This window comes from Sulfitobacter aestuariivivens (assembly GCF_014763045.1).
Lineage (GTDB): Bacteria > Pseudomonadota > Alphaproteobacteria > Rhodobacterales > Rhodobacteraceae > Sulfitobacter > Sulfitobacter aestuariivivens.
The window spans coordinates 1691531-1714463 of sequence record NZ_JACTAG010000001.1 but is presented as its reverse complement, the minus strand read 5'-3'; the positions used below and the strand labels follow the sequence as shown (position 1 = coordinate 1714463).

The 22933-nt window shown below is 58.4% G+C and carries 25 protein-coding genes and 1 tRNA gene; 15 read left to right on the top strand and 11 right to left on the bottom strand.

Annotated features, from left to right (window positions below; all coding sequences use genetic code 11):
• Window positions 1-41: 41 nt before the first annotated feature.
• Complete coding sequence (trpA, locus tag H9Q16_RS08415; protein ID WP_191074858.1) at window positions 42-836, bottom strand: tryptophan synthase subunit alpha; 795 nt, start codon at window positions 834-836, stop codon at window positions 42-44.
• A gap of 122 nt (window positions 837-958) precedes the next feature.
• Here trpA and H9Q16_RS08410 point away from each other — a divergent pair, with 122 nt between their 5' ends.
• The 4 genes from H9Q16_RS08410 (at window position 959) to H9Q16_RS20765 (ending at window position 3919) form a co-directional block, all read left to right on the top strand.
• The gene (locus tag H9Q16_RS08410) at window positions 959-1159 is read left to right on the top strand and encodes a hypothetical protein (protein WP_191075215.1); all 201 of its coding nucleotides are present in this window, start codon (window positions 959-961) and stop codon (window positions 1157-1159) included.
• A 66-nt stretch (window positions 1160-1225) separates the two neighbouring features.
• Entirely contained in the window at window positions 1226-2323 is a 1098-nt protein-coding gene (gene ychF, locus H9Q16_RS08405; RefSeq protein ID WP_191074857.1) for a redox-regulated ATPase YchF, read from the top strand.
• 306 nt (window positions 2324-2629) lie between these two features.
• Window positions 2630-3070 (top strand): calcium-binding protein, encoded by a 441-nt coding sequence (locus H9Q16_RS20770; protein WP_281403099.1) that lies wholly within the window; start codon window positions 2630-2632, stop codon window positions 3068-3070.
• Between the two features lie 45 nt (window positions 3071-3115).
• Window positions 3116-3919, top strand: coding sequence for a calcium-binding protein (locus H9Q16_RS20765; protein WP_343067823.1), 804 nt, complete (start codon window positions 3116-3118; stop codon window positions 3917-3919).
• An 86-nt stretch (window positions 3920-4005) separates the two neighbouring features.
• Here H9Q16_RS20765 and H9Q16_RS08385 read toward each other — a convergent pair whose 3' ends face one another.
• Both H9Q16_RS08385 and H9Q16_RS08380 read right to left on the bottom strand, forming a co-directional pair.
• Window positions 4006-4293, bottom strand: a complete 288-nt coding sequence (locus H9Q16_RS08385; protein ID WP_191074854.1) for a hypothetical protein — start codon at window positions 4291-4293, stop codon at window positions 4006-4008.
• A gap of 211 nt (window positions 4294-4504) precedes the next feature.
• The gene (locus tag H9Q16_RS08380) at window positions 4505-4780 is read right to left on the bottom strand and encodes a hypothetical protein (protein ID WP_191074853.1); all 276 of its coding nucleotides are present in this window, start codon (window positions 4778-4780) and stop codon (window positions 4505-4507) included.
• 247 nt (window positions 4781-5027) lie between these two features.
• Between H9Q16_RS08380 and H9Q16_RS08375 the strand changes: the two genes are divergently transcribed.
• Window positions 5028-5117: transfer RNA gene (locus H9Q16_RS08375), tRNA-Ser, on the top strand.
• A 251-nt stretch (window positions 5118-5368) separates the two neighbouring features.
• Here H9Q16_RS08375 and ureG read toward each other — a convergent pair.
• The 7 genes from ureG to H9Q16_RS08340 are packed head-to-tail and all read right to left on the bottom strand — an operon-like array spanning window position 5369 to window position 10256.
• Window positions 5369-5989 (bottom strand): urease accessory protein UreG, encoded by a 621-nt coding sequence (gene ureG, locus H9Q16_RS08370; RefSeq protein WP_191074852.1) that lies wholly within the window; start codon window positions 5987-5989, stop codon window positions 5369-5371.
• Window positions 5986-6633 carry an urease accessory protein UreF gene (locus H9Q16_RS08365; RefSeq protein WP_191074851.1) on the bottom strand — a complete coding sequence of 216 codons (648 nt, stop codon included), beginning with the start codon at window positions 6631-6633 and terminating at the stop codon, window positions 5986-5988. The genes ureG and H9Q16_RS08365 overlap by 4 nt, the downstream gene beginning before the upstream one ends.
• Window positions 6623-7096 (bottom strand): urease accessory protein UreE, encoded by a 474-nt coding sequence (locus tag H9Q16_RS08360; protein ID WP_191074850.1) that lies wholly within the window; start codon window positions 7094-7096, stop codon window positions 6623-6625. The genes H9Q16_RS08365 and H9Q16_RS08360 overlap by 11 nt, the downstream gene beginning before the upstream one ends.
• Before the next feature lie 9 nt (window positions 7097-7105).
• Entirely contained in the window at window positions 7106-8815 is a 1710-nt protein-coding gene (ureC, locus tag H9Q16_RS08355) for an urease subunit alpha (protein WP_191074849.1), read from the bottom strand.
• 1 nt (window position 8816) lies between these two features.
• Window positions 8817-9122, bottom strand: coding sequence for an urease subunit beta (locus H9Q16_RS08350; RefSeq protein ID WP_191074848.1), 306 nt, complete (start codon window positions 9120-9122; stop codon window positions 8817-8819).
• A gap of 9 nt (window positions 9123-9131) precedes the next feature.
• On the bottom strand, window positions 9132-9434 hold the full coding sequence (locus H9Q16_RS08345; RefSeq protein WP_191074847.1) for an urease subunit gamma: 303 nt from the start codon (window positions 9432-9434) through the stop codon (window positions 9132-9134).
• 3 nt (window positions 9435-9437) lie between these two features.
• Window positions 9438-10256 carry an urease accessory protein UreD gene (locus H9Q16_RS08340; RefSeq protein ID WP_343067807.1) on the bottom strand — a complete coding sequence of 273 codons (819 nt, stop codon included), beginning with the start codon at window positions 10254-10256 and terminating at the stop codon, window positions 9438-9440.
• A 410-nt stretch (window positions 10257-10666) separates the two neighbouring features.
• On the opposite strand from H9Q16_RS08340, the gene urtA reads away from it, so the two are divergent.
• Genes urtA through urtE form a run of 5 tightly spaced genes read left to right on the top strand, consistent with a single transcriptional unit; the run spans window position 10667 to window position 16566 of the window.
• Window positions 10667-11941, top strand: a complete 1275-nt coding sequence (gene urtA, locus H9Q16_RS08335; RefSeq protein ID WP_191074846.1) for an urea ABC transporter substrate-binding protein — start codon at window positions 10667-10669, stop codon at window positions 11939-11941.
• A gap of 59 nt (window positions 11942-12000) precedes the next feature.
• Complete coding sequence (urtB, locus tag H9Q16_RS08330; protein WP_191074845.1) at window positions 12001-13950, top strand: urea ABC transporter permease subunit UrtB; 1950 nt, start codon at window positions 12001-12003, stop codon at window positions 13948-13950.
• Window positions 13951-13954: 4 nt separating this feature from the next.
• Window positions 13955-15130, top strand: a complete 1176-nt coding sequence (gene urtC / locus H9Q16_RS08325) for an urea ABC transporter permease subunit UrtC (RefSeq protein WP_191074844.1) — start codon at window positions 13955-13957, stop codon at window positions 15128-15130.
• On the top strand, window positions 15127-15867 hold the full coding sequence (gene urtD, locus H9Q16_RS08320) for an urea ABC transporter ATP-binding protein UrtD (RefSeq protein ID WP_191074843.1): 741 nt from the start codon (window positions 15127-15129) through the stop codon (window positions 15865-15867). The genes urtC and urtD overlap by 4 nt, the downstream gene beginning before the upstream one ends.
• 3 nt (window positions 15868-15870) lie before the next feature.
• A complete protein-coding gene (urtE, locus tag H9Q16_RS08315) occupies window positions 15871-16566 on the top strand; it encodes an urea ABC transporter ATP-binding subunit UrtE (protein WP_191074842.1) in 696 nt (231 codons plus the stop codon).
• Between the two features lie 199 nt (window positions 16567-16765).
• Here the strand turns inward: urtE and H9Q16_RS08310 are convergent, their stop codons facing one another.
• Entirely contained in the window at window positions 16766-17638 is an 873-nt protein-coding gene (locus H9Q16_RS08310; protein ID WP_191074841.1) for a MurR/RpiR family transcriptional regulator, read from the bottom strand.
• Window positions 17639-17756: 118 nt separating this feature from the next.
• Here H9Q16_RS08310 and H9Q16_RS08305 point away from each other — a divergent pair, with 118 nt between their 5' ends.
• The 5 genes from H9Q16_RS08305 (at window position 17757) to H9Q16_RS08285 (ending at window position 22886) form a co-directional block, all read left to right on the top strand.
• Complete coding sequence (locus H9Q16_RS08305) at window positions 17757-18515, top strand: N-formylglutamate amidohydrolase (RefSeq protein ID WP_191074840.1); 759 nt, start codon at window positions 17757-17759, stop codon at window positions 18513-18515.
• The gene (locus H9Q16_RS08300; protein WP_191074839.1) at window positions 18509-19030 is read left to right on the top strand and encodes a TRAP transporter small permease subunit; all 522 of its coding nucleotides are present in this window, start codon (window positions 18509-18511) and stop codon (window positions 19028-19030) included. The genes H9Q16_RS08305 and H9Q16_RS08300 overlap by 7 nt, the downstream gene beginning before the upstream one ends.
• Complete coding sequence (locus H9Q16_RS08295) at window positions 19030-20355, top strand: TRAP transporter large permease (protein WP_191074838.1); 1326 nt, start codon at window positions 19030-19032, stop codon at window positions 20353-20355. The genes H9Q16_RS08300 and H9Q16_RS08295 overlap by 1 nt, the downstream gene beginning before the upstream one ends.
• A 62-nt stretch (window positions 20356-20417) precedes the next feature.
• Window positions 20418-21455, top strand: coding sequence for a TRAP transporter substrate-binding protein (locus tag H9Q16_RS08290; RefSeq protein ID WP_191074837.1), 1038 nt, complete (start codon window positions 20418-20420; stop codon window positions 21453-21455).
• A 66-nt stretch (window positions 21456-21521) separates the two neighbouring features.
• The gene (locus H9Q16_RS08285; protein ID WP_191074836.1) at window positions 21522-22886 is read left to right on the top strand and encodes a type I glutamate--ammonia ligase; all 1365 of its coding nucleotides are present in this window, start codon (window positions 21522-21524) and stop codon (window positions 22884-22886) included.
• Window positions 22887-22933: the final 47 nt, after the last annotated feature.

Below are 22933 nucleotides of genomic sequence, written 5' to 3'. Positions count from 1 at the left end.
GGGACTGAGTTTAACTGGAAAGATGAAGCAATGGGGTGTGCCTAGTCGGTGGTATGGGCACCGTTCGCCAGGGTTTTCACAAAGGCCAGCACATCGCCCGGGCTGTCACAATTGCCGATTTTGCTGACAATGGCTGAGCCCACCACAACGCCATCTGCGACCTCGGCGATTGCGCGGCTTTTCTCGGGTGTGTTGATGCCGAAACCGACGATCACGGGCAAGCCGCTGGCCTTTTGGATGCGCGCCACTTCGGGGGCGACATCACCTGCGTCAGCCTCTGCCGCGCCGGTGATGCCGGTGATCGAGACATAATAGACAAAGCCGGACGTGTTTTCGACCACGCGTGGCAAGCGGGCATCATCGGTGGTGGGCGTGGCAAGTCGGATGAAATTGAGGCCTGCTGCATTGGCCGGCAAGCAGAGTTCGCTGTCTTCCTCGGGGGGCAGATCGACGATGATCAGCCCGTCGATCCCGGCATCTTTGGCGGCGGCAAGAAAGGCGTCAACCCCCATGGAGTAGATCGGGTTGTAGTACCCCATCAACACGATTGGCGTCGTGTCATCACCCTCGCGGAATGCCGCGGCCAGTTGCAATGTTCTGGCGAGCGTCATGCCACCTTCCAGTGCGCGTTGACCGGCCAGCTGGATCGTCGGGCCATCTGCCATGGGATCTGTGAAGGGCAGGCCAAGTTCGATCACGTCAACGCCTGCACCGGGCAAGCCACGCACGATTTCAAGCGAGGTGTCATAGTCGGGATCGCCCGCCATCACATAGGCCACAAAGGCTTTCTGCCCCCGGGCTTTGAGGTCGGCGAATTTGGCGTCGATGCGGGTCATGGCGGGCCTTTCCAGCGTGGTCTGCGCCGGAATGCCGAAAACGGGCGGGAAAGGCAATGCAGGATGCGTGTGCCTGCGGGATCAGCCCTTTATTTTTCTTTGGCGAGGCCTATCTGAAGCCTATGAACTATTTGCTTGCTATACTGCTTCCGCCCCTGTCGATCCTGCTGACGGGACGTCCGATTGTTGCGATCCTGACCTTTCTGATCTGGATCCCGGCGCTGGTGTTCTCGGGGGGATTGACCCATCCGATGTTCATCATCCTGGCCTGGATCCTGATCTTTCAGGCCCGTGAGGATCGGCGCGAACGTCGCGCATCCTAAGCGACCCTTGCGCTTGGACCGGTGACGCCCTAGGACGACCCAAGTTTTCTTGGGAAAGGGCCGGTCATGGGTTTCAAGATGGGTATCGTTGGATTGCCGAATGTCGGAAAATCCACGCTTTTCAATGCGTTGACGCGCACCGCCGCGGCGCAGGCCGCGAACTTTCCATTTTGTACGATTGAACCCAACGTGGGCGAGGTCGCTGTGCCGGACGCGCGACTGGACCAGTTGGCCGCCATCGCGCAATCCAAACAGATCATCCCCACGCGCATGACCTTTGTGGACATTGCCGGGCTCGTGAAGGGGGCCAGCAAGGGCGAAGGGCTGGGCAACCAGTTTCTTGCCAACATCCGTGAAGTCGACGCCATCGCCCACGTGCTGCGCTGTTTTGAAGATGGGGATGTGACCCATGTGGAGGGGCGCGTGGATCCGGTGGCCGATGCGGAAACCATCGAGACGGAACTGATGCTGGCGGACATCGAAAGCATCGAGAAACGTTTGCAGAATATCGTGCGCAAGGTGCGCGGCGGCGACAAAGAGGCCGTGCAGCAGGAACGCCTGATGAGGATGGCATTGGCGGTGCTGGAAGACGGCAGACCCGCGCGCGTCGTTGACGTGGATGCCGAAGACCTCAAGGCCTGGCGGATGCTGCAATTGCTGACCACCAAGCCGGTCCTCTACGTCTGCAACGTGGGCGAAGGCGACGCGGCGGAAGGCAATGATTTGTCAGCGAAAGTTGCCCAGATGGCAGCGGCTCAGGGCAATGCGCATGTGATCATCTCGGCTCAGATCGAAGAGGAAATCAGCCAGCTTGAGCCTGAGGAAGCACAGATGTTTCTTGAGGAAATGGGTCTGTCGGAGGCGGGTCTGGATCGGCTGATCCGGGCGGGCTATGAGCTGCTGCACCTGGAGACATACTTTACCGTCGGCCCCAAAGAGGCACGGGCCTGGACCATCGCTTCTGGCACAACGGCGCCCAAGGCGGCGGGCGTCATTCATGGTGATTTCGAAAAGGGGTTCATCCGGGCGGAGACGATTGCGTTTGATGATTTCGTCACGCTGGGGGGCGAAGGCCCGGCCAAAGAAGCGGGCAAGATGCGCGCGGAAGGCAAGGGGTACGTCGTCAAGGACGGCGATGTGCTGCACTTTCTCTTCAATACCTGAGTTAACGGGGTCTGACCCCTGCGGACGGTGGGGATGGCCCTATCCGCATCGAATTGCGTGGTTTCAACAGGTTAATGGGCGATCCGCGCCATTTTCCAACGTCGGTATCGTGTCGGTGCTCCGTCGGTATCGCGTCGGTGGAAGGGCGGTGTGAGGCCACGGTAACGCGGCGGGTGCGGCGTTTGCGAAATCCTAACCTACAGGTCTCCGTGCGCCCGGCGGTTGCGGTTGTTGACACCTGTCAACGGCACCGCCGATACTTAATAGATTATTAGTTAGTTTATTGGAGTTCAGGTCATGCGTGGGATGGGCAGAGAATTTACCGGCCCCCCGGCGGGTTTCACCAAGAAAGGCAACAAGCACGACAACCTGCTGCAGGGGCGCGGGCGCGACGATACCTTTTTCGGCGGACTGGGCGACGACACGCTGATCGGTGGGGCAGGCAACGACCTGCTGGAGGGGGGCGAGGGCAACGACCTGCTGGAAGGCGGTGCGGGCGTCGATACCCTGTTGGGCGGCGCCGGAGATGACGTGCTGATGCCCGGCAAGGACGGGGGTCACATCGATGGCGGCGCAGGAGAGGATACCGCCATTGTCGATGGCCTGCGCGGCGCATACGCGATGACGACCATCGCGGAAAACACGGTCAGCTTTACGCACGCGAACGGCGAAGAGTATGTCTTTACCAATGTAGAAAATTTCCAGATCGATGGCTTCAGCTACACACTGGAGTCCTTGCAACTTTAGTGGTGGCAACCCGAGGTTTTCGGCACCGAGGCGGATGAACTTTTTCTGACGACGCCGCAACTGGACCGCATCTATGCGGGTGGCGGCGACGACACGATCATCGCCAGCACAGGCCTCGATATTTACGACGGCGGTTTGGGTGTCGATCTGGTAGACTTCAGCGGGCTGACCACCGAAGCCGGACCCACAGGACTGGTAGGCCTTGTGTTCCTGAGCGAGGTGCCAGATGGCTTTCACCCCTCAGAGGACGACGGTTTTGCTTTCTTTGTCGGCAATGGAATGCTCGAAGAATATGCGTCGGCTGAGCCTATCTCCATCGAACATATGATCGGCACCGATTACGATGATCGGCTATGGGTGCAAGGTGCGGGCGAGACGGTCACGTTGGAGGGAGGCGCGGGGAATGACTCGCTGGACAGCGGGCTGTCGTCTGCGGTTCTGATGGGCGGGCCAGGCAACGACATTCTCTTTGCGCCCAGCCAGCTTAACGCCCCTGATGCCGTCGGGCACGACACCGTCGACGGTGGGGAAGGGGACGACATCATAGTGGGAGGTGCCGGGAACGATCTGATCACCGGTGGTCCCGGGGCGGACCGCTTTATCTTCCTGAGTTTTGCGGATGAAGGACAGGATACGATTACTGACTTTGACGACAGCGCGGACACAGTCACCCTGTTCTATCAGCAGGGTGACGCTGCCCCGGATGTGGCGGACCTGCTTAGCCAGACCAGTGCCGGTGCGGTGCTGAGCTATGGCATCTCGAACACAGTGCTCCTTGATGGGGTGCAGATGGCCGAACTTGATGTGTCGGTCTTTGTTATAGAGGAATACCCGGTCTTTCCCGCCTGATGCTGCCCCCCTTGAGCGGTGCTGCGGGGAGTACGGAAAAAGGCCCGGCATTGCTGCCGGGCCTTTCTGATTAAATCCGTGTGGATTTAGCGGCTGTCGTTGCCGGGACCAAAGCCACCATAGATGTACCCTTCGCCATTCGTGCGCGTTTCTGAGCGGGTGGACAGGGTTACGTCTGGGGTTGTGGCATTGTCAGCTGTGCTGAACTGGCCTTCGCGGCCGCGCTGGGCATCGTCCAGATCGGTGCTGCGCACGTCTTCCACAGCAGCGCTGGTGGATGTGTCGAGGCGCAGGTCATTGTAGCGGTCGGATTCGTCAGCCACAGCTGCGGTGCTGATCAGGGCGGCGGCGGCGGATGTGAGTACGAGTTTCATTTGGTCGTCCTTTCGGTCTTTGGTTTACCAGAGCAACAGTGCGTCGCTCGTTGTATGACGGGACAACTGCGGCAGGCGCCGAAAGGTTGCTGAAATGATGGTCACGAAATCGTGGGGTTTTCGTGAGGTCAGGGAAACCGATACAGGCCGCGCAGCAAGGGCCCGACCCCTGTGGGATCAGGTCCGTTTCGCGGGAGGGGACGGTGCCGTTTCAGCGGCTGTCGTTGTTGGGGCCAACGCCATAGGGGCTGTCGTAGGCATAGCCCTTGCCCGAGGAGTTTGATTTGCGGCTCTGGCTGGAAAAGCGCACGGATGAAATCGGCGCAGGGGCCGCAGCGGTGTCGGCGGCAAAGTCTGTGGCAAATCCGGTCACGCCAATGTGGCCGATCGCCGTATCAAAGCGCAGATCATTGTAGCGGTCTGAGTTTCCTGCCGATGCCGCGGTTGCGACCACAAGCGCAAGTGCGGTGGAGAGGGTCAGTTTCATGTCGGTTCCTTTCTGGGCCTGGGGGAGGCGCTGTTGTTACTCACCTCAATCTGGGTGATCGCCCGCACACTTACAAAGCAAGTCTGTTCACCCCTGCGTGCGTAAACGGGACCGCGCGTGCGTTGGTTGAAATAAACCCCCGGGTATTATGGACGCCGGGGTGCCGCGTTGTGGGCACATTGTTTTTTCACCCCTGGCGCGGTTTTGCTCTTGTTTGTCGCCAAACCCCCCCTGTATAGCGGTCAGCGGAGACGTGGCCGAGTGGTCGAAGGCGCTCCCCTGCTAAGGGAGTAGGCGAGGAATCGTCTCGAGGGTTCGAATCCCTTCGTCTCCGCCACAAGCCGCTGATTTTCCGCTTTGGTTAGGAACTTATGGCCTTGGCCGGAAGGCTTATATTCATATGCCCCGCCAAGTTCAGGCATTGTCGTAGTGTTTGCCGTACGGTGTCATCTGGCCCCCAAATTCCGTGCCCTTGAGGATTTCCTTGTCGACAGATTTCGAGCTGTGACTGGCGGACAGGCCATCTAGAAAAGAATATCACGTTAAGGTGGGCTCTTACGTTTCAAGTGCGCCTTATCGGATGGCACTCTACCGCGCACTCAGGCCACCCAATTCAAGGATGTGGTCAAGAACCTCTTCCGACCCTTCGTCCTGACGCAGCGTGCAGAAGACAAATGGCCGCCCGGCGCGCATCTTTTCACAATCTTGCCTCATCACCTCCAGTGATGCACCGACATGCGGGGCCAGGTCGGATTTGTTGACCACCAATACGTCAGACTTGGTCAGGGCCGGACCGCCTTTCCTGGGAATATCCTCGCCTGCGGCAACGTCGATGACATAGATCGTCAGATCAGCGAGTTCCGGGCTGAAGGTTGCTGACAGATTGTCGCCGCCACTCTCGATCAGGACGATGTTGAGATCTGCGTGACGGGCGCGCATCTCAGCCACTGCTGCCAGATTGATGGACGCGTCTTCGCGGATGGCGGTATGCGGGCACCCTCCGGTTTCAACGCCGATGATCCGGTCCTTGGGCAAAATTTGCATCCGCATCAACGCTTCGGCGTCTTCCTGAGTATAAATGTCGTTGGTGATCACGCCGATCGATACCTTCGGGTGCAAGGCGCGGGCCAAGCAGGCAGTTAATGTGGTTTTGCCTGCCCCGACGGGGCCACCGATACCAACCCGCAAGGGGCCGTTGAGATTGGTCATGACCGGAATATCCTTGGCTGAAGCGTTTCATGTTTCATCGCGGCAATGTCAGAGAGGAAGGCTGTGCTGTTCAGATCGTCCAGGGATGCTAAGCGCGAAGCACCTGCGATCTGATCACAAAGCGGAGTGAGGGCGGCGAGCACGGACTGACCGTCGGTCTGGCCCAGCGGCACGGCCCGGACGGCGGCAGAAACAAGATTGCCCGCAAAACTGTGCAGGTACAGCATGGCCACAAGATCGACGTCGAATTGCATTTGGGCCGCAGCCGCACCGACCGCGACAGGGTAACACAGGTGCTGTCCGTCCATGTCCCATACCTTGGCAGTCGTGTCGCAGAATGCGGCGCCCTGCAGCTGAGTTTCAAGCAGCCGTTCCGCCGAAGCGGCGACTGCAAGGGCGGTTTCATGGATCAGCGCTCGTTCGGTATCGGATGTGCTGGCATAAGCCGCACGCAGCAGGATGCAATCGTTGCGCCCACTGCCGTGGATCAAGACATCCGAAAGCCAACATTGCAAGTCCGACGCGGTGACGATGGCCCCGGACTGAATGGCAGTCTCCAACCCGTGCGAATAGGCAAAGGCCCCAACTGGGAAGGAGGGCGAAAACCATTGCGCCATCGTAAGAATATCTTGCTCAGTGTTCATGTGCCGTCGCCACATGCGCGTGCGAATGCGTCCGACCATGGCCATAGGCGCCGCCCTCGGGGGTGAACGGGGCGGTGACGGGTTCGACCATGGCCCCCAGATGTTCAAGCATATGGGTGATGACAGGATCGGCCTGAATGAGCAGATGATCCGCGTTGATCTGGCAAGGCGTGTGACGGTTGCCGACATGCCAGGCAAGGCGCGCGAGGTCCGGTCCGCTCACTTTGCACAGTGCCTCAACGCGTGCGGCGATCTTGACCAGATCCCCGTTGTCGCATTCCAGCGCATCGCCCTCATCCAGTGAGGTTGTCTGGGCAAGATCGACGATGAAAGACGAACCGGAGGTCGTGATCAGTCTTTTGCGACGCAGAAACCGTTCAGCATAGTCAAGTTCACAAAGTTCGGCAGTGCCGTTCCAATGCCCCTTGCGGTGCAGAGTTTGCGCGATGGGAAGGGTGGTCATAGGATCCTCTCAGAACATGAAATAGCGTTGGGCCATGGGCAGCACTTCGGCGGGCTGGCAGGTCAGCAGGGTGCCATCTGCGCGCACTTCGTAGGTTTCGGGATCTACGTCGATCTGCGGCAATGCGTCATTCAGGATCATGTCCTGTTTGCCGATGTTTCGGGTCTTTCGGACGGCAACCGTTTGCTTGGACAACCCCAGCGTTTCAGCAATGCCCGCGTCTTGCGCGGCTTGGGACACAAAGCTGACCGAGCCGTGGCGCAGCGCACTGCCGAATGCGCCGAACATCGGGCGCGTATAAACCGGCTGCGGCGTCGGGATCGAGGCATTTGGATCGCCCATTTGCGCAACAACAATGCTGCCCGCCATTAAGACCATTTCGGGTTTTACGCCGAAGAACGCGGGGCTCCACAGCACCAAATCAGCACGTTTCCCGACAGAGATGTCGCCAAGCACATGGCTGACCCCCTGCGCGATTGCCGGATTGATGGTGTATTTCGCGATATACCGCCGCACGCGCATATTGTCGTTGTCGCCGGTTTCCTCGGCCAACGCACCGCGCTGCTTTTTCATCTTGTCTGCCGTTTGCCATGTGCGGATCAGCACCTCGCCCACACGCCCCATGGCCTGACTGTCAGACGCAATGATCGAAAAAGCGCCCATGTCATGGAGGATGTCCTCGGCGGCAATGGTTTCGCGCCGGATCCGGCTTTCGGCAAAGGCGATGTCTTCAGGAATGGATTTGTCCAGGTGATGGCAGACCATGAGCATATCCAGATGCTCTTCGAGCGTGTTGACCGTAAAGGGCCGCGTCGGGTTGGTCGAGGAGGGCAGCACGTTGGCATCCCCGCAGATCTTGATGATGTCGGGGGCATGGCCGCCACCTGCGCCTTCGGTATGGAAGGCATGGATTGTCCGGCCTTTCATGGCAGCAACGGTGTGTTCGACAAAGCCGGATTCATTCAACGTGTCGGTGTGAATCATCACCTGCACATCCATGTCGTCAGCCACGGAGAGACAACAATCAATGGCGGCGGGTGTTGTGCCCCAGTCCTCATGCAGTTTAAGCGCACAGGCCCCACCATTGACCATTTCGACCAAGGCTTCGGGTTGGCTGGCGTTGCCTTTGCCTGAAAGACCAATGTTCATCGGGATGCCATCAAAGGATTGCAACATCCGCCCGATATGCCAGGGCCCCGGCGTGCAGGTGGTGGCAAGCGTGCCATGGGCGGGCCCGGTACCGCCCCCAAAACAGGTGGTGATACCCGAATGCAGGGAATCCTCCATCTGCTGTGGGCATATGAAGTGGATGTGGCTGTCCATTCCTCCTGCAGTCAGGATGCGCCCTTCGCCCGCGATCACTTCGGTGCCCGGGCCGATGATGATGTTAACGCCGGACTGCGTATCGGGATTGCCTGCTTTCCCAATTGCCTGGATCAGCCCGTCTTTCAGTGCCACATCAGCTTTGTAGATGCCGGAGTGATCCACGATCAGCGCGTTGGTGATCACGGTATCAACTGCACCGTCTGCACGGGTGACCTGGCTTTGCCCCATGCCGTCGCGGATGGTTTTGCCGCCGCCAAATTTGACCTCTTCGCCATACGTTGTGAGATCGCGCTCCACCTCTATGATCAGGTCGGTATCGGCAAGCCGCAGCCTGTCCCCTGTGGTGGGGCCATACATGGCTGCATATTGGGGGCGGGGGATTTCGTGAGGCATACTAGAGGTCTCCCATTACGAGGCCATTGAAGCCAAAGATGCGACCCTTGCCGCCAATTGGGATCAGCTGAACCTCGCGGCGCTGCCCGGGTTCAAAACGCACTGCCGTGCCAGAGGCGATATCAAGACGACATCCATGCGATGCTGTGCGGTCAAATTCGAGCGCGGGGTTGGTCTCCGCGAAATGGTAATGGCTGCCGACCTGAACGGGGCGGTCGCCTGTATTGGACACGATCAGAGTGATCGGCGTTGCGTCTGCATTCAGCGTGAGCGTTCCATCAGCAGGGAAAATCTCTCCGGGAATCATTGTGTGCTCCTATCTGATGGGATTGTGGACGGTGACAAGTTTGGTGCCGTCTGGAAAAGTCGCCTCGACCTGAACCTCGTGGATCATTTCGGCGATGCCCTCCATGCACTGGTCGCGGGTGATGACATGGCCTCCGGCCTCCATCATATCTGCGACAGAGCGACCATCGCGTGCCCCTTCAACAACCGTATCGGTGATCAATGCGATGGCCTCAGGGTGGTTCAGCTTGACCCCCCTTGCCAGACGCTTGCGCGCCACCTCGGCGGCCATTGAAATCAGGAGTTTGTCCTTTTCACGGGGTGTCAATTGCATGGTCTATAACCTCCATGATGTGGGCAAGGTGCCGTTAGAAAGAAGCTCGAGAATGGGGATCATGTTGCGGCGTAGCGCGAAACTGTCAGGGGCAAGCTGGCGGATCACCAGGATATCGTCGGCCAATGTGGTGGCCCCGGCGGTTTGTGGCAACATAGCGCGCACAGGTTTCAACTGCCGCTCAGCGTCCGGTCTGACCACTACAATGCTTGCCATGGCCCCAGCACCGTCTGCGATTGCAGGGCGGGCCAAATGAGTCGCCGCATCGCCCTGCAGGTCCATACCATCGATGTAGAGCGGGCGGCCGCCACGCGTTATCCTGATACGGTCTTGAAACATCACGTCGCGCAGTATTTCCGGCATTGTGGCGCGGCCAAAGACGACGGGTTCGACCATCAGCAGGCGTGCGGTTGCGGCAAGCTCAATTTCCAGCCGACGGCGCAGTGCGCAGCGATCAAACAGGATCAGTTCCTGTGGCAACCAGTTCAGACTGGCACCATCTGCCACCGACACTCTAGTTGTCACGTGGCCAACCTCGCCGGGTTGCGCGCGGTAGACACGCTCGGCAGCTTGCGTGGTGATCGTCAAGGCAGCGCCGGTGCGGATATCTACATCTAGGGAAAAACGGTCGCCTCCGGTTATGCCACCTGCTGTGTTGACCAAAACAGCCTCAACGTCTTGCGTGTGCCGCTTTGGGAAAACAAGCTTCAGCGATCCCGATTGGCGCAGGGTTCGCAGGCGTGTCCGGCCCATGTCGTCGCCAAAAACCGACAGATTTGCCGCACCGATTGCCCGGGGTTGCGGCGCGGTTTTGTCGCGCAACTCAATGACGGCAGACTGATTGATGGCGCGGCTCCGAAGGTGATGGCTTATTCATCCTTTCGATCACAAACTATGCAGAGTTGGCAGGTTTTGCGGGCCAAGAATGCCGGGGCATGGCGCAGCGACCAATTATTTGGCAGTCAAAAGCGTCATTGCCTAAAATTTGAACAGCGCCGTGGTATTCAAGGATTTTTTGTGGGTCAGAATTGCCCTCGTCGCTGCGATGCAGCAACGTCACTTCATCCTCGATCACTGCAGTGAAATGCGGGAAATGGGGTGTGTGACGACCGGATGAATTGGATCTCAGACCAGCCGCCACACGGTTTGCAACACTTAAGTTGCAGGGATTAGCTAATGCCCATGTCTTGCAAGAGCAAGATGCGGTGGCTGTCTCTGCATGGAGATATCAGATGAAAACGACCACTGCTCTTGCCACCGCCGTTACATTTGGCCTGGCCCTGCCTGCCATGGCCGCCGATTGCCCAATCAAAGTGGGGGTGCTGCATTCCCTGTCGGGCACCATGGCGATTTCGGAAACCACGCTGAAAGATACGATGCTGACCCTGATCGACCAGCAAAACGCCAAGGGTGGCGTTTTAGGCTGTCAACTAGAGGCGGTTGTTGTTGATCCGGCCTCTGACTGGCCATTGTTCGCCGAGAAAGCGCGAGAGTTACTGACGGTTCAGGAAGTCGATGTGATCTTTGGCAACTGGACGAGTGTCAGCCGCAAATCCGTGCTGCCCGTCATCGAAGAACTGAATGGGCTGTTGTTCTATCCGGTCCAATATGAGGGTGAGGAAAGCTCGAGAAACGTGTTTTACACAGGGGCTGCTCCGAACCAGCAGGCCATTCCCGCGACGGACTATTTCCTTGATGAACTTGGCATTGAAAAGTTTGCCCTGCTGGGCACCGACTATGTCTATCCCCGCACCACCAACAACATTCTTGAAGCTTATCTGCAGTCCAAGGGTATCGCGGACAGCGACATCTTTGTGAACTACACGCCCTTCGGCCATTCCGACTGGTCCAAGATCGTTGCCGATGTCGTGGCCCTTGGCGCGGATGGCAAGAAGGTCGGTGTGATCTCGACCATCAACGGGGACGCAAACATCGGGTTCTACAAGGAACTCGCGGCTGCGGGCATTTCGGCGGATGACATTCCGGTTGTGGCTTTCTCGGTGGGTGAAGAAGAGCTGTCGGGTCTGGATACAAGTAATCTGGTTGGTCACCTTGCGGCGTGGAACTATTTCCAGTCCGCTGAAACACCCGCAAACGCGGAATGGATCGCGGCATGGAAAGAGCGCATGGGCGACGAGCGTGTGACCAACGACCCGATGGAGGCGCATTACATCGGCTTTAACATGTGGGTAAATGCGGTTACCGCAGCAGAAAGTGCGGATGTCGATGCGGTCCGCACCGCGATGTACGGGCAGGAATTTCCGAACCTGACCGGCGGCACGGCTGTCATGCTGCCTAACCACCACCTCGCGAAGCCCGTTCTGATTGGCGAGATCACGGCAGACGGCCAGTTCGATATCATCAGCCAGACCAGTGAAGTGCCCGGCGACGCATGGACCGATTTCCTGCCCGAATCTTCCAAGCTGATGTCGGATTGGAAAGACTTGGGTTGCGGTATGTACAACACCGAGACGAAGTCCTGCGTACAGACGTTGTCCAACTACTGATCTATCAGCGAGGGCGCGTTGCGACGCGCCCTCTACCTCTGATTTCCCGGAAGAATGAAATGAAGAGCTTGCTGCTCGCAATGTGCCTTGTCCTGTCCTTGCCCAATGGGGCATTGGCGCAGTCCCCAACTGTCCAGGACCTACTGCAAAGTCAGCGTGCGCTGATCGAGAAAAGCTCGCGACGTACTATCGGCCCGGCGATTGACGCGCTGGTGGCCAGTGGATTGCCACAGATGCAGAATGTGCTGGAGGCCTGGCAAGCCAAGGGAATGTGGCAGCGCAAGGGGGATGGGTTTTTCTTTGCGGCACGCAAGAACGACGACGGAACATTTATACTGCAGGATTTTGAGGATGGCGCTGATGTAGCGACCGTCAGCAGTGCCGAGATCAAACAGCTTAAACCCAACAGCGGGGTGCGGGCGATGATCGCAACCGCGCTGGTGCGGTTTCAACTGACCGATACGGATATCACGAAACGTGCAGATGCGCTGGATTCCATATCGCGCGATCCCGAGGCGGCTTTGCTGGCACCGCTGCGCGCATCAATCGAGGGGGAAACAGACCCGGACATTCTGGCACGTAAGGTCCGGCTGGAACGGCTGATGACGATGGCCTACGACACCGACGTGCCATCACGCGTGGCCGCAATCAACGATATGTCGGGTGATCTGGGCGTTGATTTTCGCGCAACCCTCAATCCGATTCTCAGCACTTCAAGGGTTGTCTCGCCGACCGCGCCGGACGGAAACATCGCGCGCGAGGTCATCGTCGGCAGCGATGCGCTGACGCACAGCGCGGCCTATGCGCTTTTGGTTGCAGCGGGGGGTGCACCGGTTGAGATCACTGCGGACGCGCGCGATACAACGCTTGAGGCACATATCGACGGGGGCCGCATCGCAGGTTTTCCTGTGGCGCAACTGTCCAGTGAGGCGGTGCGCGATCAGGCGTACGACGCTCTGGTAACGCGCGGTTTGGCCCCGCCCCGGGTCACGCAGACCGACATTGACGCCAGCCTTGCCAGCTATCGCTTCTTTGATGTCTACGACGACCCCTCACCAGCGGTCACAAGCGCGGCCGAGGCTGCCCTTGCCGCGTCTGAGACCCGTGTTGCTTTCGGCCAGGCGGCTGATCTGGGTCTGGATGCGCTGTCGCTTGCCTCGATCTATTTTCTGGCGGCCATTGGCCTTGCCATCACCTTTGGCGTGATGGGCGTGATCAACATGGCGCATGGCGAGTTTATCATGATGGGCGCCTATACTGGGTTTGTTGTACAGCAGTACGTGCCCAATCATACGGCCTCGATCTTGCTGGCCGTCCCATTGGCCTTTGCGGTGACCTTCGGTGCGGGCGTCACACTGGAACGCCTTGTTGTGCGCAGGCTCTACCACCGCCCGCTGGAGACCCTGTTGGCGACCTTTGGTGTCTCGATTGCCCTGCAACAGCTGGCGAAGAACATTTTCGGCACCCAGGCACGTCCGCTGACCTCGCCCTCATGGTTGGACGGGGCTTGGGTCATCAACGACGTGGTCGCCATCAGCTATATCCGCATTGCGATCTTCATTTTGGCTTTGCTGTTTCTTGCACTTTTCCTGTTCATCATGAAACGCACCCGGCTGGGGCTGGAAACCCGCGCGGTGACGCAAAACCCACGCATGGCGGCCAGCATGGGGATCAACCCGGACCGGGTGAACATGCTGACCTTTGGGCTTGGATCGGGCATCGCGGGGATTGCGGGCGTGGCGATAGGACTGTTTGCCAAAGTGACCTCTGAAATGGGCAGTGACTACATCGTGCAAAGCTTCATGACCGTGGTTGTGGGCGGTGTTGGCAACATTTGGGGAACGCTGGCGGGCGCCGCGATGATCGGCGGTTTTCAAAAAGGGGTCGAATGGCTGAACCCCTCCAACACGCTGGCCGCGCAGACTTACATGATCATCTTTATCATCATCTTCATTCAATTCCGGCCCAGGGGCATCATTGCCCTCAAAGGCCGTGCTGCGGGGGATTGAGAAAATGAACAGGTCCTTTGTCGTCCGCAATCCATCAGTGCTTATCTTCCTTGTCTTGCTGAGCCTCTTCACGCTTGTCGTGACAATCCTGTCTGAGGGCTTTGGTGTCGGCCTCCTCTCAACCAGTTTTGTGAAGGTTCTGGGAAAGACCCTGTGCCTGTGCCTGATCGCCATCGCGATGGATTTGATCTGGGGCTATGCCGGCATTCTGTCGCTTGGCCATTTCGCGTTCTTCGGGCTGGGCGGATACATGATCGGCATGTGGCTGATGTACGAGCGTACGCGCCAAATTGTTGAGAATGCCCTTTCTGAGGGTGTGCTGCCGCCAACCCCAGAAGAGATATCCACAGGTATCGGAAATCAGATCTTTGGCGTTGTGGGCAGCAGTGACTTCCCGCTGATCTGGGCCTTCGCGGACAGCTTGGTGCTGCAACTGGCGTTCGTGGTGCTGGTTCCGGGGCTTCTCGCGCTGGTGTTTGGGTGGCTGGCCTTTCGCAGCCGCGTGACGGGCGTTTATCTGTCGATCCTGACCCAAGCCATGACATTGGGCCTGTCGCTGTATCTGTTCCAGAACGCGAGCGGTCTGCGCGGCAATAACGGGTTGTCCGGGCTGCAGAACCTTCCGGGCGTTACCGCCCCGCAATCGGTGGTCTCGTTGTGGTTTTTTTGGGCATCAGCACTGGCGCTCGGGCTGGGGTACCTGCTGGTCGCCTGGGTGGTGTCAGGCAAGTTCGGCTCTGTCATTCGCGGCATTCGCGACAACGAAGCGCGGGTGCGGTTTCTGGGCTATTCGGTTGAGACCTACAAGCTTGCGGTCTTTACCCTGACCGCGTGCATCTCGGGTATCGCAGGGGCGCTTTACTATCCACAGGCAGGCATCATTAATCCGGCCGAGGTTGCACCGATTGCTTCGATCTACCTTGCCGTTTGGGTGGCAATTGGCGGGCGCGGACGCTTGTATGGCGCGGTGATCGGCACGGCCTTTGTCAGCCTTGTGTCCAGCTGGTTCACAGGCGGTCAGGCACCTGATATCGACCTCGGCTTTTATGCAATCAAATGGGTGGACTGGTGGCTGGTTCTTCTGGGGCTCAGCTTTGTTCTGGTCACACTTTATGCACCGGGTGGCATTAGCAGTTTTGTCGACAAGCTGGCGGGCAAAACCATGGAGGCAGACAGGTGAGCACACTGCTTGAAGTCTCCGGTGTCACCGTCAGCTTTGATGGTTTTCGGGCGATCAACAACCTTTCGTTCCAGATCGCCAAAGCAGAACTGCGGGCGGTGATTGGCCCTAATGGTGCGGGCAAGACGACCTTCATGGACATTGTGACCGGCAAGACGCGGCCTGACACCGGACAGATCCTGTGGGGCGACAAGAGCGTCTCGCTGATCGGCATGTCAGAGGCCCGGATTGCCCAGGCTGGGATCGGGCGGAAATTTCAAAAACCAACCGTGTTTGAAGAGCAGACCGTGCAGGAAAACCTGCTGATGGCCCTGCGTAAGGATCGCGGACCCTTGGCCGTGCTGTTTTTCCGACCATCAAGGGCGGACCTCGATCGGATTGCTGAATTGGCCGCCCAGATCGGTCTGACAGACACTTTGCCACGGGTTTCCGGTGAGTTGAGCCACGGTCAGAAGCAATGGCTGGAGATTGGCATGTTACTGGCGCAGGAACCCCAGCTGTTGCTGGTGGATGAACCTGCCGCCGGGATGACCCCGGCAGAGCGGGAAAAGACAACGGCGATCCTTGTGGAGGCTGCCAAGACCCGTGCGGTGGTCGTGGTAGAGCATGACATGGAATTTGTGCGCCGGCTGAACTGCAAGGTCACCGTACTGCACGAAGGCGCGGTTCTGGCAGAAGGATCGCTGGATCACGTGACCAAGAACCAAGATGTCATTGATGTCTATCTGGGGCGCTAAGACATGTTGGACATCAAAAACCTGAACCTTCATTACGGCAAATCGCAAATCCTTTATGACATCAGCCTGCGCGCCCAATTGGGTGAGGTGACCTGCGTGATGGGCACGAATGGAGTTGGCAAAACCAGCTTGCTCAGAGCGATCTCCGGAACGCACCCGCGCACGGGAGGCAGCATGGCCTTTGACGGCAACGACATTGGCCGCGCGAGCGCTGACCGCCTGGCGCGGATGGGCGTGGGCTATGTGCCGCAAGGGCGAGATATCTTTCCGCTGCTTACCGTCCGCGAGAATCTGCAAACCGGATTTTCCTGCCTGCCCAAGTCCGACCATCACATTCCCCCGGACATTTTCGAGCTTTTTCCGGTTCTCAAAGAAATGGAGGCGCGGCGCGGTGGTGATCTCTCAGGCGGCCAACAACAGCAACTGGCCATCGCCAGAGCGTTGATTACAAAACCCAAGCTGCTTCTTCTTGACGAGCCGACGGAGGGCATTCAACCCAACATCATCCAGCACATCGGACATGTCATCAAACTGCTGCGCGACCGGGGAGATATGGCGATTGTATTGGTCGAACAATACTTTGAATTTGCCTTTTCGCTGGCTGATCAAATCATTGTGTTGCAGCGCGGGAAGGTCATTAGAAATGCTCCCAAGAGTGGCATCCGCCGCGAAGATTTGCTGTCCGAAGTGTCGGTGTAAGGTTTGTTGGGTCTCAGGCGGTCGTCGGTGGCCATCCAAGAGTAATTTGGCTGACGGACCGGATTAGGGTGCGTCGCAATGGTGATCCGCTGGGCGGAACGCATGCAATTTCGGCAAGAGCGTTCCACATTACGGTGCCGCATGTCATGACCGGGTGGTGATCCACATTGACAGTTAAGGCTTGATGACCGCCGACGGCTTACGTGAACTTGCGAAAAAGCCGGGTCTGGTCAAAGATATCTTCCAGCTCTTCCATGCGATCCTTCGTCTTTTCCCAGTCCAGAGTCTGGACGGCTGAAATCATGCTTTCCACAAGCAGCATCGTTGTGGTCGCGGAATCCCAGGCTGAGGGCACGATGATCTGGCTGGTCAGGCTGATATCGGCCATCCGGTGGACCGGTGATCGCCATTGGTCGGTGAACAGAACGATCTTTGCGCCACGGGCATTTGCCAGTTCGGCAAGTTTGAGCGTGTTGTTCTCGTAGCGGCGGACGTCGAAAATCACGAAGACATCGCCGGGTTTCGCGTTCACCAGGTAATGTGGCCAGGTATTGGATGTGGATTGGACGTGGGTCACATGGGGGCGGATGACCTGCAGATGCAGGAACAGATATTCGGCAAGCGTATGGGTGATGCGGCCCCCGACGATATAGAGATGGCGGGACGGGTCGGCGACAAGGGCACTGGCGGCGTCGAATTCTGCGGGATCAATGTGGGCCAGCGTGTTGCGGATATTGTCGATGACTGCGTCGGTAAAGCGGTTGAGAATATGCTCTGACGGGGCGGCGCCAGCCCAGGTTTCGTGCTTTGCGATCGGGCCCTTTGCGATGGCGCCCAGCTCTTCGCGTAGATCGGCCTGGAAATCAGAGTAGCCCTTGTAGCCCAGTTTCTGGACCATGCGCGCGACGGTTGGAACCGAGACATGCGCGCCCTTTGCCAGCGCGGCAAGCGGACCAAGGCCAGAGGCCGGGTAGTTTTCGAGGATCGACAGGGCCAGTTGACGCTCAGCGCGGGTCAGGGCGTCCATCTGTTCCTGGATGCGGTCCGAGATTGTCTGCTTTGCATCGGTCATCAGGGATGCCTCGCTTTTGCGCTGAAATTTAACAGAGCGGTGTCGTCTGTGATATTATTTTCACAATTGTGTTGACAGAACCCGCCTGTGGCAAGACTTTTCCAAGGTGGGAGCTGCAATGAATCACCTCGACGGCCCTTTGGATGAGACCATCGTCGATCTGCGCGCCGTCCGGGGCGGGTCGCGGATGGTCATCGTTTGCGAGCATGCAAGCGCGCACATTCCGCTGGCGCTGGGCGACCTTGGATTGGCCGATGACGCGCTTTTGAGCCATGTGGTCTGGGACCCCGGTGCCATGGGCCTGGCAGAGCAGTTGGCAGCACGGCTGCAGGCCACACTGGTTGCGGCAAAGACATCGCGGCTGGTCTATGACTGCAACCGCCCGCCCGATGCGGCGGACGCGATGCCAGCGCGCACGGAAGTTGGTGAGGTCCCCGGAAACGCGCATTTGACCGATGCGCAAAAGTCGGACCGTATCAGGACCTATTATGAACCGTTTCGCGCCGCAGTTGCAGGCATACTTGCAGGCATCGAAGACCCTGTGCTTGTGACGGTTCACAGTTTTACGCCGGTCTTTTATGGCACGCGCCGCGAGGTCGAGATCGGGATCTTGCATGACAGTGACGCGCGGTTGGCAGACGCGCTTTTGGCCCGCCGCGACCCGCCCTATGTTGTGCGCCGCAATGCGCCCTATGGCCCCGCAGACGGGGTGACCCATACGTTGAAGGTACATGCCTTGCCCGGCGGGTTTCTCAATGTGATGATCGAAGTGCGCAATGACCTGATAGCGGATGCGGAAGCGCAGGCGGCCATGGCCGATATGCTGGCGGGCTGGATCGAAGCGGCGCTGGCGGACCTCAAGGTCACCGTATGCTGAGCGCTGTTTTGAAATACATCCGCTTTGTCGATGCGATGAACTACCGGATTGGGCGCATCGTGATGTATGGCATCTTTGTCATGATGGCGATTTTACTGTGGTCGTCAGTCAGCAAGACCTTCTTTGTGCCGTCGCTGTGGACGCTTGAAGTCGCCCAGTTCGCGATGGTGGCCTATTACATGCTGGGCGGCCCCTATTCGATCCAGATGGGATCGAATGTGCGCATGGATCTGCTTTATGGCGAATGGGATGACCGCCGCAAGGCGCAGGTCGATGCGATGACGGTGATGTTTCTGATCGTCTATCTGATCTTTCTGCTATGGGGCGGATGGGAGAGTTTCCAGTACTCTATCAGCTACGGAGGAGAGCGCAGTTCGTCGGTGTGGCGGCCCTATCTCTGGCCGATCAAGGCGATCATGCTGATTGGCATCTTTCTGATGTTGCTGCAGGCGATATCGGAGTTTTTCAAGGACATTTTGCGCATCCGGGGTCATGACATGGGCAAGAAGATCTGATGTCGCACGAGGTCATCGCCATTTTGATGTTTTCGTCGATGATGCTGATGCTTCTGACCGGGCAGCGCGTCTTTGGCGCCATCGGTTTCGTGGCCGTGATCGCCGCGTTTTTCCTGTGGGGGGATCGGGGGGGATTTGACCTTGGGTTTTCCGCCGCGATCAAGCTGATGAAATGGTATCCGTTGCTGACGCTGCCAATGTTCATTTTCATGGGTTACGTGTTGTCGGAATCCAAGATTGCAGACGATCTATACAGGATGTTTCACGTCTGGATGGGGGGGCTTTCGGGTGGTCTTGCCGTGGGTACGATTGCGTTGATGGTTCTGATCTCGGCCATGAACGGGCTGTCGGTGGCCGGCATGGCGATTGGTGCGACCATTGCGCTGCCGGAGCTTTTGAAACGCGGTTATGACAAGCGGATGGTGACGGGGGTGATCCAGGCGGGATCGTCGTTGGGCATTCTGGTGCCGCCCTCTGTTGTGCTGGTGCTTTACGCGATGATTGCGCGTCAGCCGGTGGGGCAGCTTTGGCTGGCCGGGGTGTTGCCAGGGTTGATGATGGCGGCGATGTTTATGATCTATATCGTGATCCGCTGCCGCATCAATCCGGCATTAGGCCCGGTGTTGCCGGCCGAAGAACGCGACATACCCCTGCCTGAGAAAATCCGTCTGCTGGGCGCGGGGCTGCTGCCGCTCTTTATCTTCTTTGCGATGATGGTGCCTTTCGTGAACGGCTGGACATCGCTGGTGGAGAGTTCGGCCATCGGCGCCATTGCCGCGTTTATGGCGGCGGTTCTCAAGGGGCGGATGACCCGCGAGGTCTTTGAGACATCGGTGGTCAAGACGTTGGGCATTTCGTGCATGTTCATGTGGATCATCCTTGCGGCACTGGCGTTTGGTGCGGTGTTCGACGGGTTGGGCGCGGTCAAGGCGATTGAGAGCCTGTTCACTGAAAAGCTGGGCCTCAGCCCGTGGATGATCCTGATTCTGATGCAGCTCAGCTTTATCCTCATGGGCACGTTTCTGGATGACACGGCCATGCTGGTGATCGTCGCACCGCTTTACGTGCCGCTGGTGGGCGCGCTGGGTTTCGATCTGATCTGGTACGGTGTGCTATACACGATCACGACGCAGATCGCCTATATGACCCCGCCGTTCGGGTATAATCTGTTTTTGATGCGCGCGATGGCCCCGCCCGAGATCACGTTGCGCGACATCTATACGTCGATCCTGCCATTCGTACTGGTGATGGTGGTGGCGCTGGCCACGATCATGACCTTCCCCGAAATTGCCTTGTGGCTGCCGGGGTATGTCTATGGAAATTAACAATAAAAGATCCCTAACTTCGGGACACATTGAGAAAGAGCGTCAACAGAGAGGACGAACCAATGACGACAAGACGTAAGTTTCTATCCACTGCCGGTATCGGCGCGGCGGCCACGCTGGCCTCCCCCGCGATCGTCAAGGCGCAGTCGGCGATCACTTGGCGCTTTCAGACCTACGCGGGCAGCGCGTTGGGCGAGCATGTGACCAAGCCGGTGATCGACTATATCAACGCCAATGCAAACGGGGAACTGCAGGTCGAGCTGTTCTATGCCGACCAGATCGTGCCAACGGGCGAATTGTTCCAGGCTCTGCAGCGCGGCACTATTGACGGCGTGCATTCGGACGACGATTCAATGGCGTCGCCTACACCTTTGCGTCAGTTTGGCGGGTACTTTCCCTTTGCGACCAAGCACATCCTCGACGTGCCGGTGCTGTTCAACCAATATGGTCTCAAGGAAATCTGGGAAGAGGAATACGCCAAGGTCGGGGTCAAGTGGCTGTCGGCGGCCGGGCAGGACCCGTGTAACTTTAACACCAAGAAAGAGATCACAAGCGTCGCTGATCTGGATGGTCTGAAGCTATACACCTTCCCGACAGCAGGGCGTTTCCTGGCCCAGTTCGGCGTGGTGCCGGTGAACATTCCATATGAAGACGCTGAAGTTGCGGTGCAGACTGGCGAGCTTGACGGTATGGCATGGTCGGGCATTACCGAGGATTACACCGTGGGCTGGGCGGACGTGACCGACTACTTCCTGACAAACAACATCTCAGGTGCCTGGATCGGGTCGTGGTTTGTTAACGAAGAGCGCTGGGCCGACTTGCCTGATCACCTCAAGTCTGTGGTCATGGCCGCGACAGAGGCTGGTCACACCTATCGCAATCAGTGGTACTGGGGCGGCGAAGCGGCGTTGCGCGCGAATGGCGACAAACTGCAGCTGCGCTCTGTTCCGGCTTCTGAATGGGCCGAGGTCGAGAACGCGGCCAAGGCGTTCTGGGAAGAAGTGGCGCAGGAAGGTGAAGTGCATCAGAAGATCGTGAACATCTTCAAGGAGTACAACAGCGTCATCAACCAGGCCGGCGCGCCCTACAACTTCGAGTAAGCTGAGCAAGCAACCGCAGGCGCCCCCGCACCCGGGGGCGCCGATTTGACAAAAAGGACCGAACGCGTGGCCGCACAATTGACTTTTGACGCATTGAAAGACGCCGTGAAAGCGGGTGAGATCGACACCGTGCTGGCCTGCCTTGTGGACATGCAGGGCCGGTTGATGGGCAAGCGGTTTCACGCGGTGAACTTTGTTGAAACCTCGTTTGAGGAAACCCATTGTTGCAATTATCTGCTGGCCACCGACCTCGAGATGGCCACGCCACCGGGCTACGCGTCCTCAAGCTGGCAGGGGGGGTATGGCGACTATATCATGGCGCCTGATCTGACCACGCTGCGGCGCGTGCCGTGGTTGGAGGGCACTGCGATGGTGTTGTGCGACGTGCTGGATCATCACAGCCATGATCCGGTGCCGCATTCGCCCCGCGCCATGCTCAAGCAGCAGATCGCGCGGCTGCAGGACCTCGGTTTTGACGCCATGATGGCGACTGAGCTTGAGTTCTTTCTGTTCGAGAAAAGCTTTGACGAAATCCGCAAGGAGGGGTTTCGCGATCTCGCGCCGATCAGCGGATACAACGAGGATTATCACATCCTGCAGACCACCAAAGAAGAAAGCGTGATGCGGCCGATCCGCAATCATCTGTTCGACGCTGGGATCCCGGTAGAGAACACCAAGGGAGAGGCCGAGACCGGTCAGGAAGAGCTGAATATCAGGTACGCCGCCGCCCTTGACTGCGCGGATCATCACACCATTGCCAAGAACGCGGTCAAGGAAATCGCATGGCAGCAGGGCCATGCGGCAAGCTTTCTGCCCAAATGGCATCGCGACAAGATCGGCAGTTCCAGCCACGTGCACCAGTCCTTGTGGCGCGATGGTACGCCAGTCTTCTACGACGCCGATGCAGAGTTGGGTATGTCTGAGGTGATGGCGCAGTACATGGCCGGGCTGATTACCTATGCCCCTGATTACACGTTCTTTCTGGCGCCCTACGTGAACAGCTACAAACGGTTTGCCAAGGGCACTTTCGCGCCGACCAAGACGGTCTGGTCCGTGGACAACCGCACCGCAGGCTTCCGGTTGTGTGGCGATGGGACCAAGGGCATCCGGGTTGAATGCCGCATAGGGGGGTCTGATCTGAACCCCTATCTGGCGCAGGCGGCCATGCTTGCGGCCGGGATCAAAGGGATCGAGGACAAGATGACGCTTGCGCCGCCGACCTCGGGGGATGTCTATGACGATGGCAGCGCTGCTGACATTCCACAGACCTTGCGCGCGGCGACCGAAACCCTGCGCACCTCGGAGTTTCTGCGCGCTGCCTTTGGGGACCGGGTGGTTGATCATTACGTTCGCGCCGCGGAGTGGGAGCAGGAAGAATTTGACCGGGTGGTGACCGACTGGGAAATTGCCCGTGGCTTTGAGAGGGCCTGAGGAATGACCGTTTGTTGCCAGTGCCGCGCGGGCCATTGCATTGATCC

Bases quoted from the DNA above. Each gene is read 5' to 3' on its own strand.
- urtE (WP_191074842.1), top strand. From the start codon at position 15,871: ATGTTGGACATCAAAAACCTGAACCTTCATTACGGCAAATCGCAAATC.
- H9Q16_RS08305 (WP_191074840.1), top strand. From the start codon at position 17,757: ATGAATCACCTCGACGGCCCTTTGGATGAGACCATCGTCGATCTGCGC.
- ureG (WP_191074852.1), bottom strand. From the start codon at position 5,989: ATGACCAATCTCAACGGCCCCTTGCGGGTTGGTATCGGTGGCCCCGTC.
- H9Q16_RS08365 (WP_191074851.1), bottom strand. From the start codon at position 6,633: ATGAACACTGAGCAAGATATTCTTACGATGGCGCAATGGTTTTCGCCC.
- H9Q16_RS08300 (WP_191074839.1), top strand. From the start codon at position 18,509: ATGCTGAGCGCTGTTTTGAAATACATCCGCTTTGTCGATGCGATGAAC.
- H9Q16_RS08310 (WP_191074841.1), bottom strand. From the start codon at position 17,638: ATGACCGATGCAAAGCAGACAATCTCGGACCGCATCCAGGAACAGATG.
- ychF (WP_191074857.1), top strand. From the start codon at position 1,226: ATGGGTTTCAAGATGGGTATCGTTGGATTGCCGAATGTCGGAAAATCC.
- H9Q16_RS08290 (WP_191074837.1), top strand. From the start codon at position 20,418: ATGACGACAAGACGTAAGTTTCTATCCACTGCCGGTATCGGCGCGGCG.
- H9Q16_RS20770 (WP_281403099.1), top strand. From the start codon at position 2,630: ATGGGCAGAGAATTTACCGGCCCCCCGGCGGGTTTCACCAAGAAAGGC.
- urtB (WP_191074845.1), top strand. From the start codon at position 12,001: ATGAAGAGCTTGCTGCTCGCAATGTGCCTTGTCCTGTCCTTGCCCAAT.
- H9Q16_RS08345 (WP_191074847.1), bottom strand. From the start codon at position 9,434: ATGCAATTGACACCCCGTGAAAAGGACAAACTCCTGATTTCAATGGCC.
- H9Q16_RS08360 (WP_191074850.1), bottom strand. From the start codon at position 7,096: ATGACCACCCTTCCCATCGCGCAAACTCTGCACCGCAAGGGGCATTGG.
- H9Q16_RS08295 (WP_191074838.1), top strand. From the start codon at position 19,030: ATGTCGCACGAGGTCATCGCCATTTTGATGTTTTCGTCGATGATGCTG.
- H9Q16_RS08380 (WP_191074853.1), bottom strand. From the start codon at position 4,780: ATGAAACTGACCCTCTCCACCGCACTTGCGCTTGTGGTCGCAACCGCG.
- H9Q16_RS08350 (WP_191074848.1), bottom strand. From the start codon at position 9,122: ATGATTCCCGGAGAGATTTTCCCTGCTGATGGAACGCTCACGCTGAAT.
- ureC (WP_191074849.1), bottom strand. From the start codon at position 8,815: ATGCCTCACGAAATCCCCCGCCCCCAATATGCAGCCATGTATGGCCCC.
- urtA (WP_191074846.1), top strand. From the start codon at position 10,667: ATGAAAACGACCACTGCTCTTGCCACCGCCGTTACATTTGGCCTGGCC.
- urtC (WP_191074844.1), top strand. From the start codon at position 13,955: ATGAACAGGTCCTTTGTCGTCCGCAATCCATCAGTGCTTATCTTCCTT.
- H9Q16_RS08410 (WP_191075215.1), top strand. From the start codon at position 959: ATGAACTATTTGCTTGCTATACTGCTTCCGCCCCTGTCGATCCTGCTG.
- trpA (WP_191074858.1), bottom strand. From the start codon at position 836: ATGACCCGCATCGACGCCAAATTCGCCGACCTCAAAGCCCGGGGGCAG.
- H9Q16_RS08385 (WP_191074854.1), bottom strand. From the start codon at position 4,293: ATGAAACTCGTACTCACATCCGCCGCCGCCGCCCTGATCAGCACCGCA.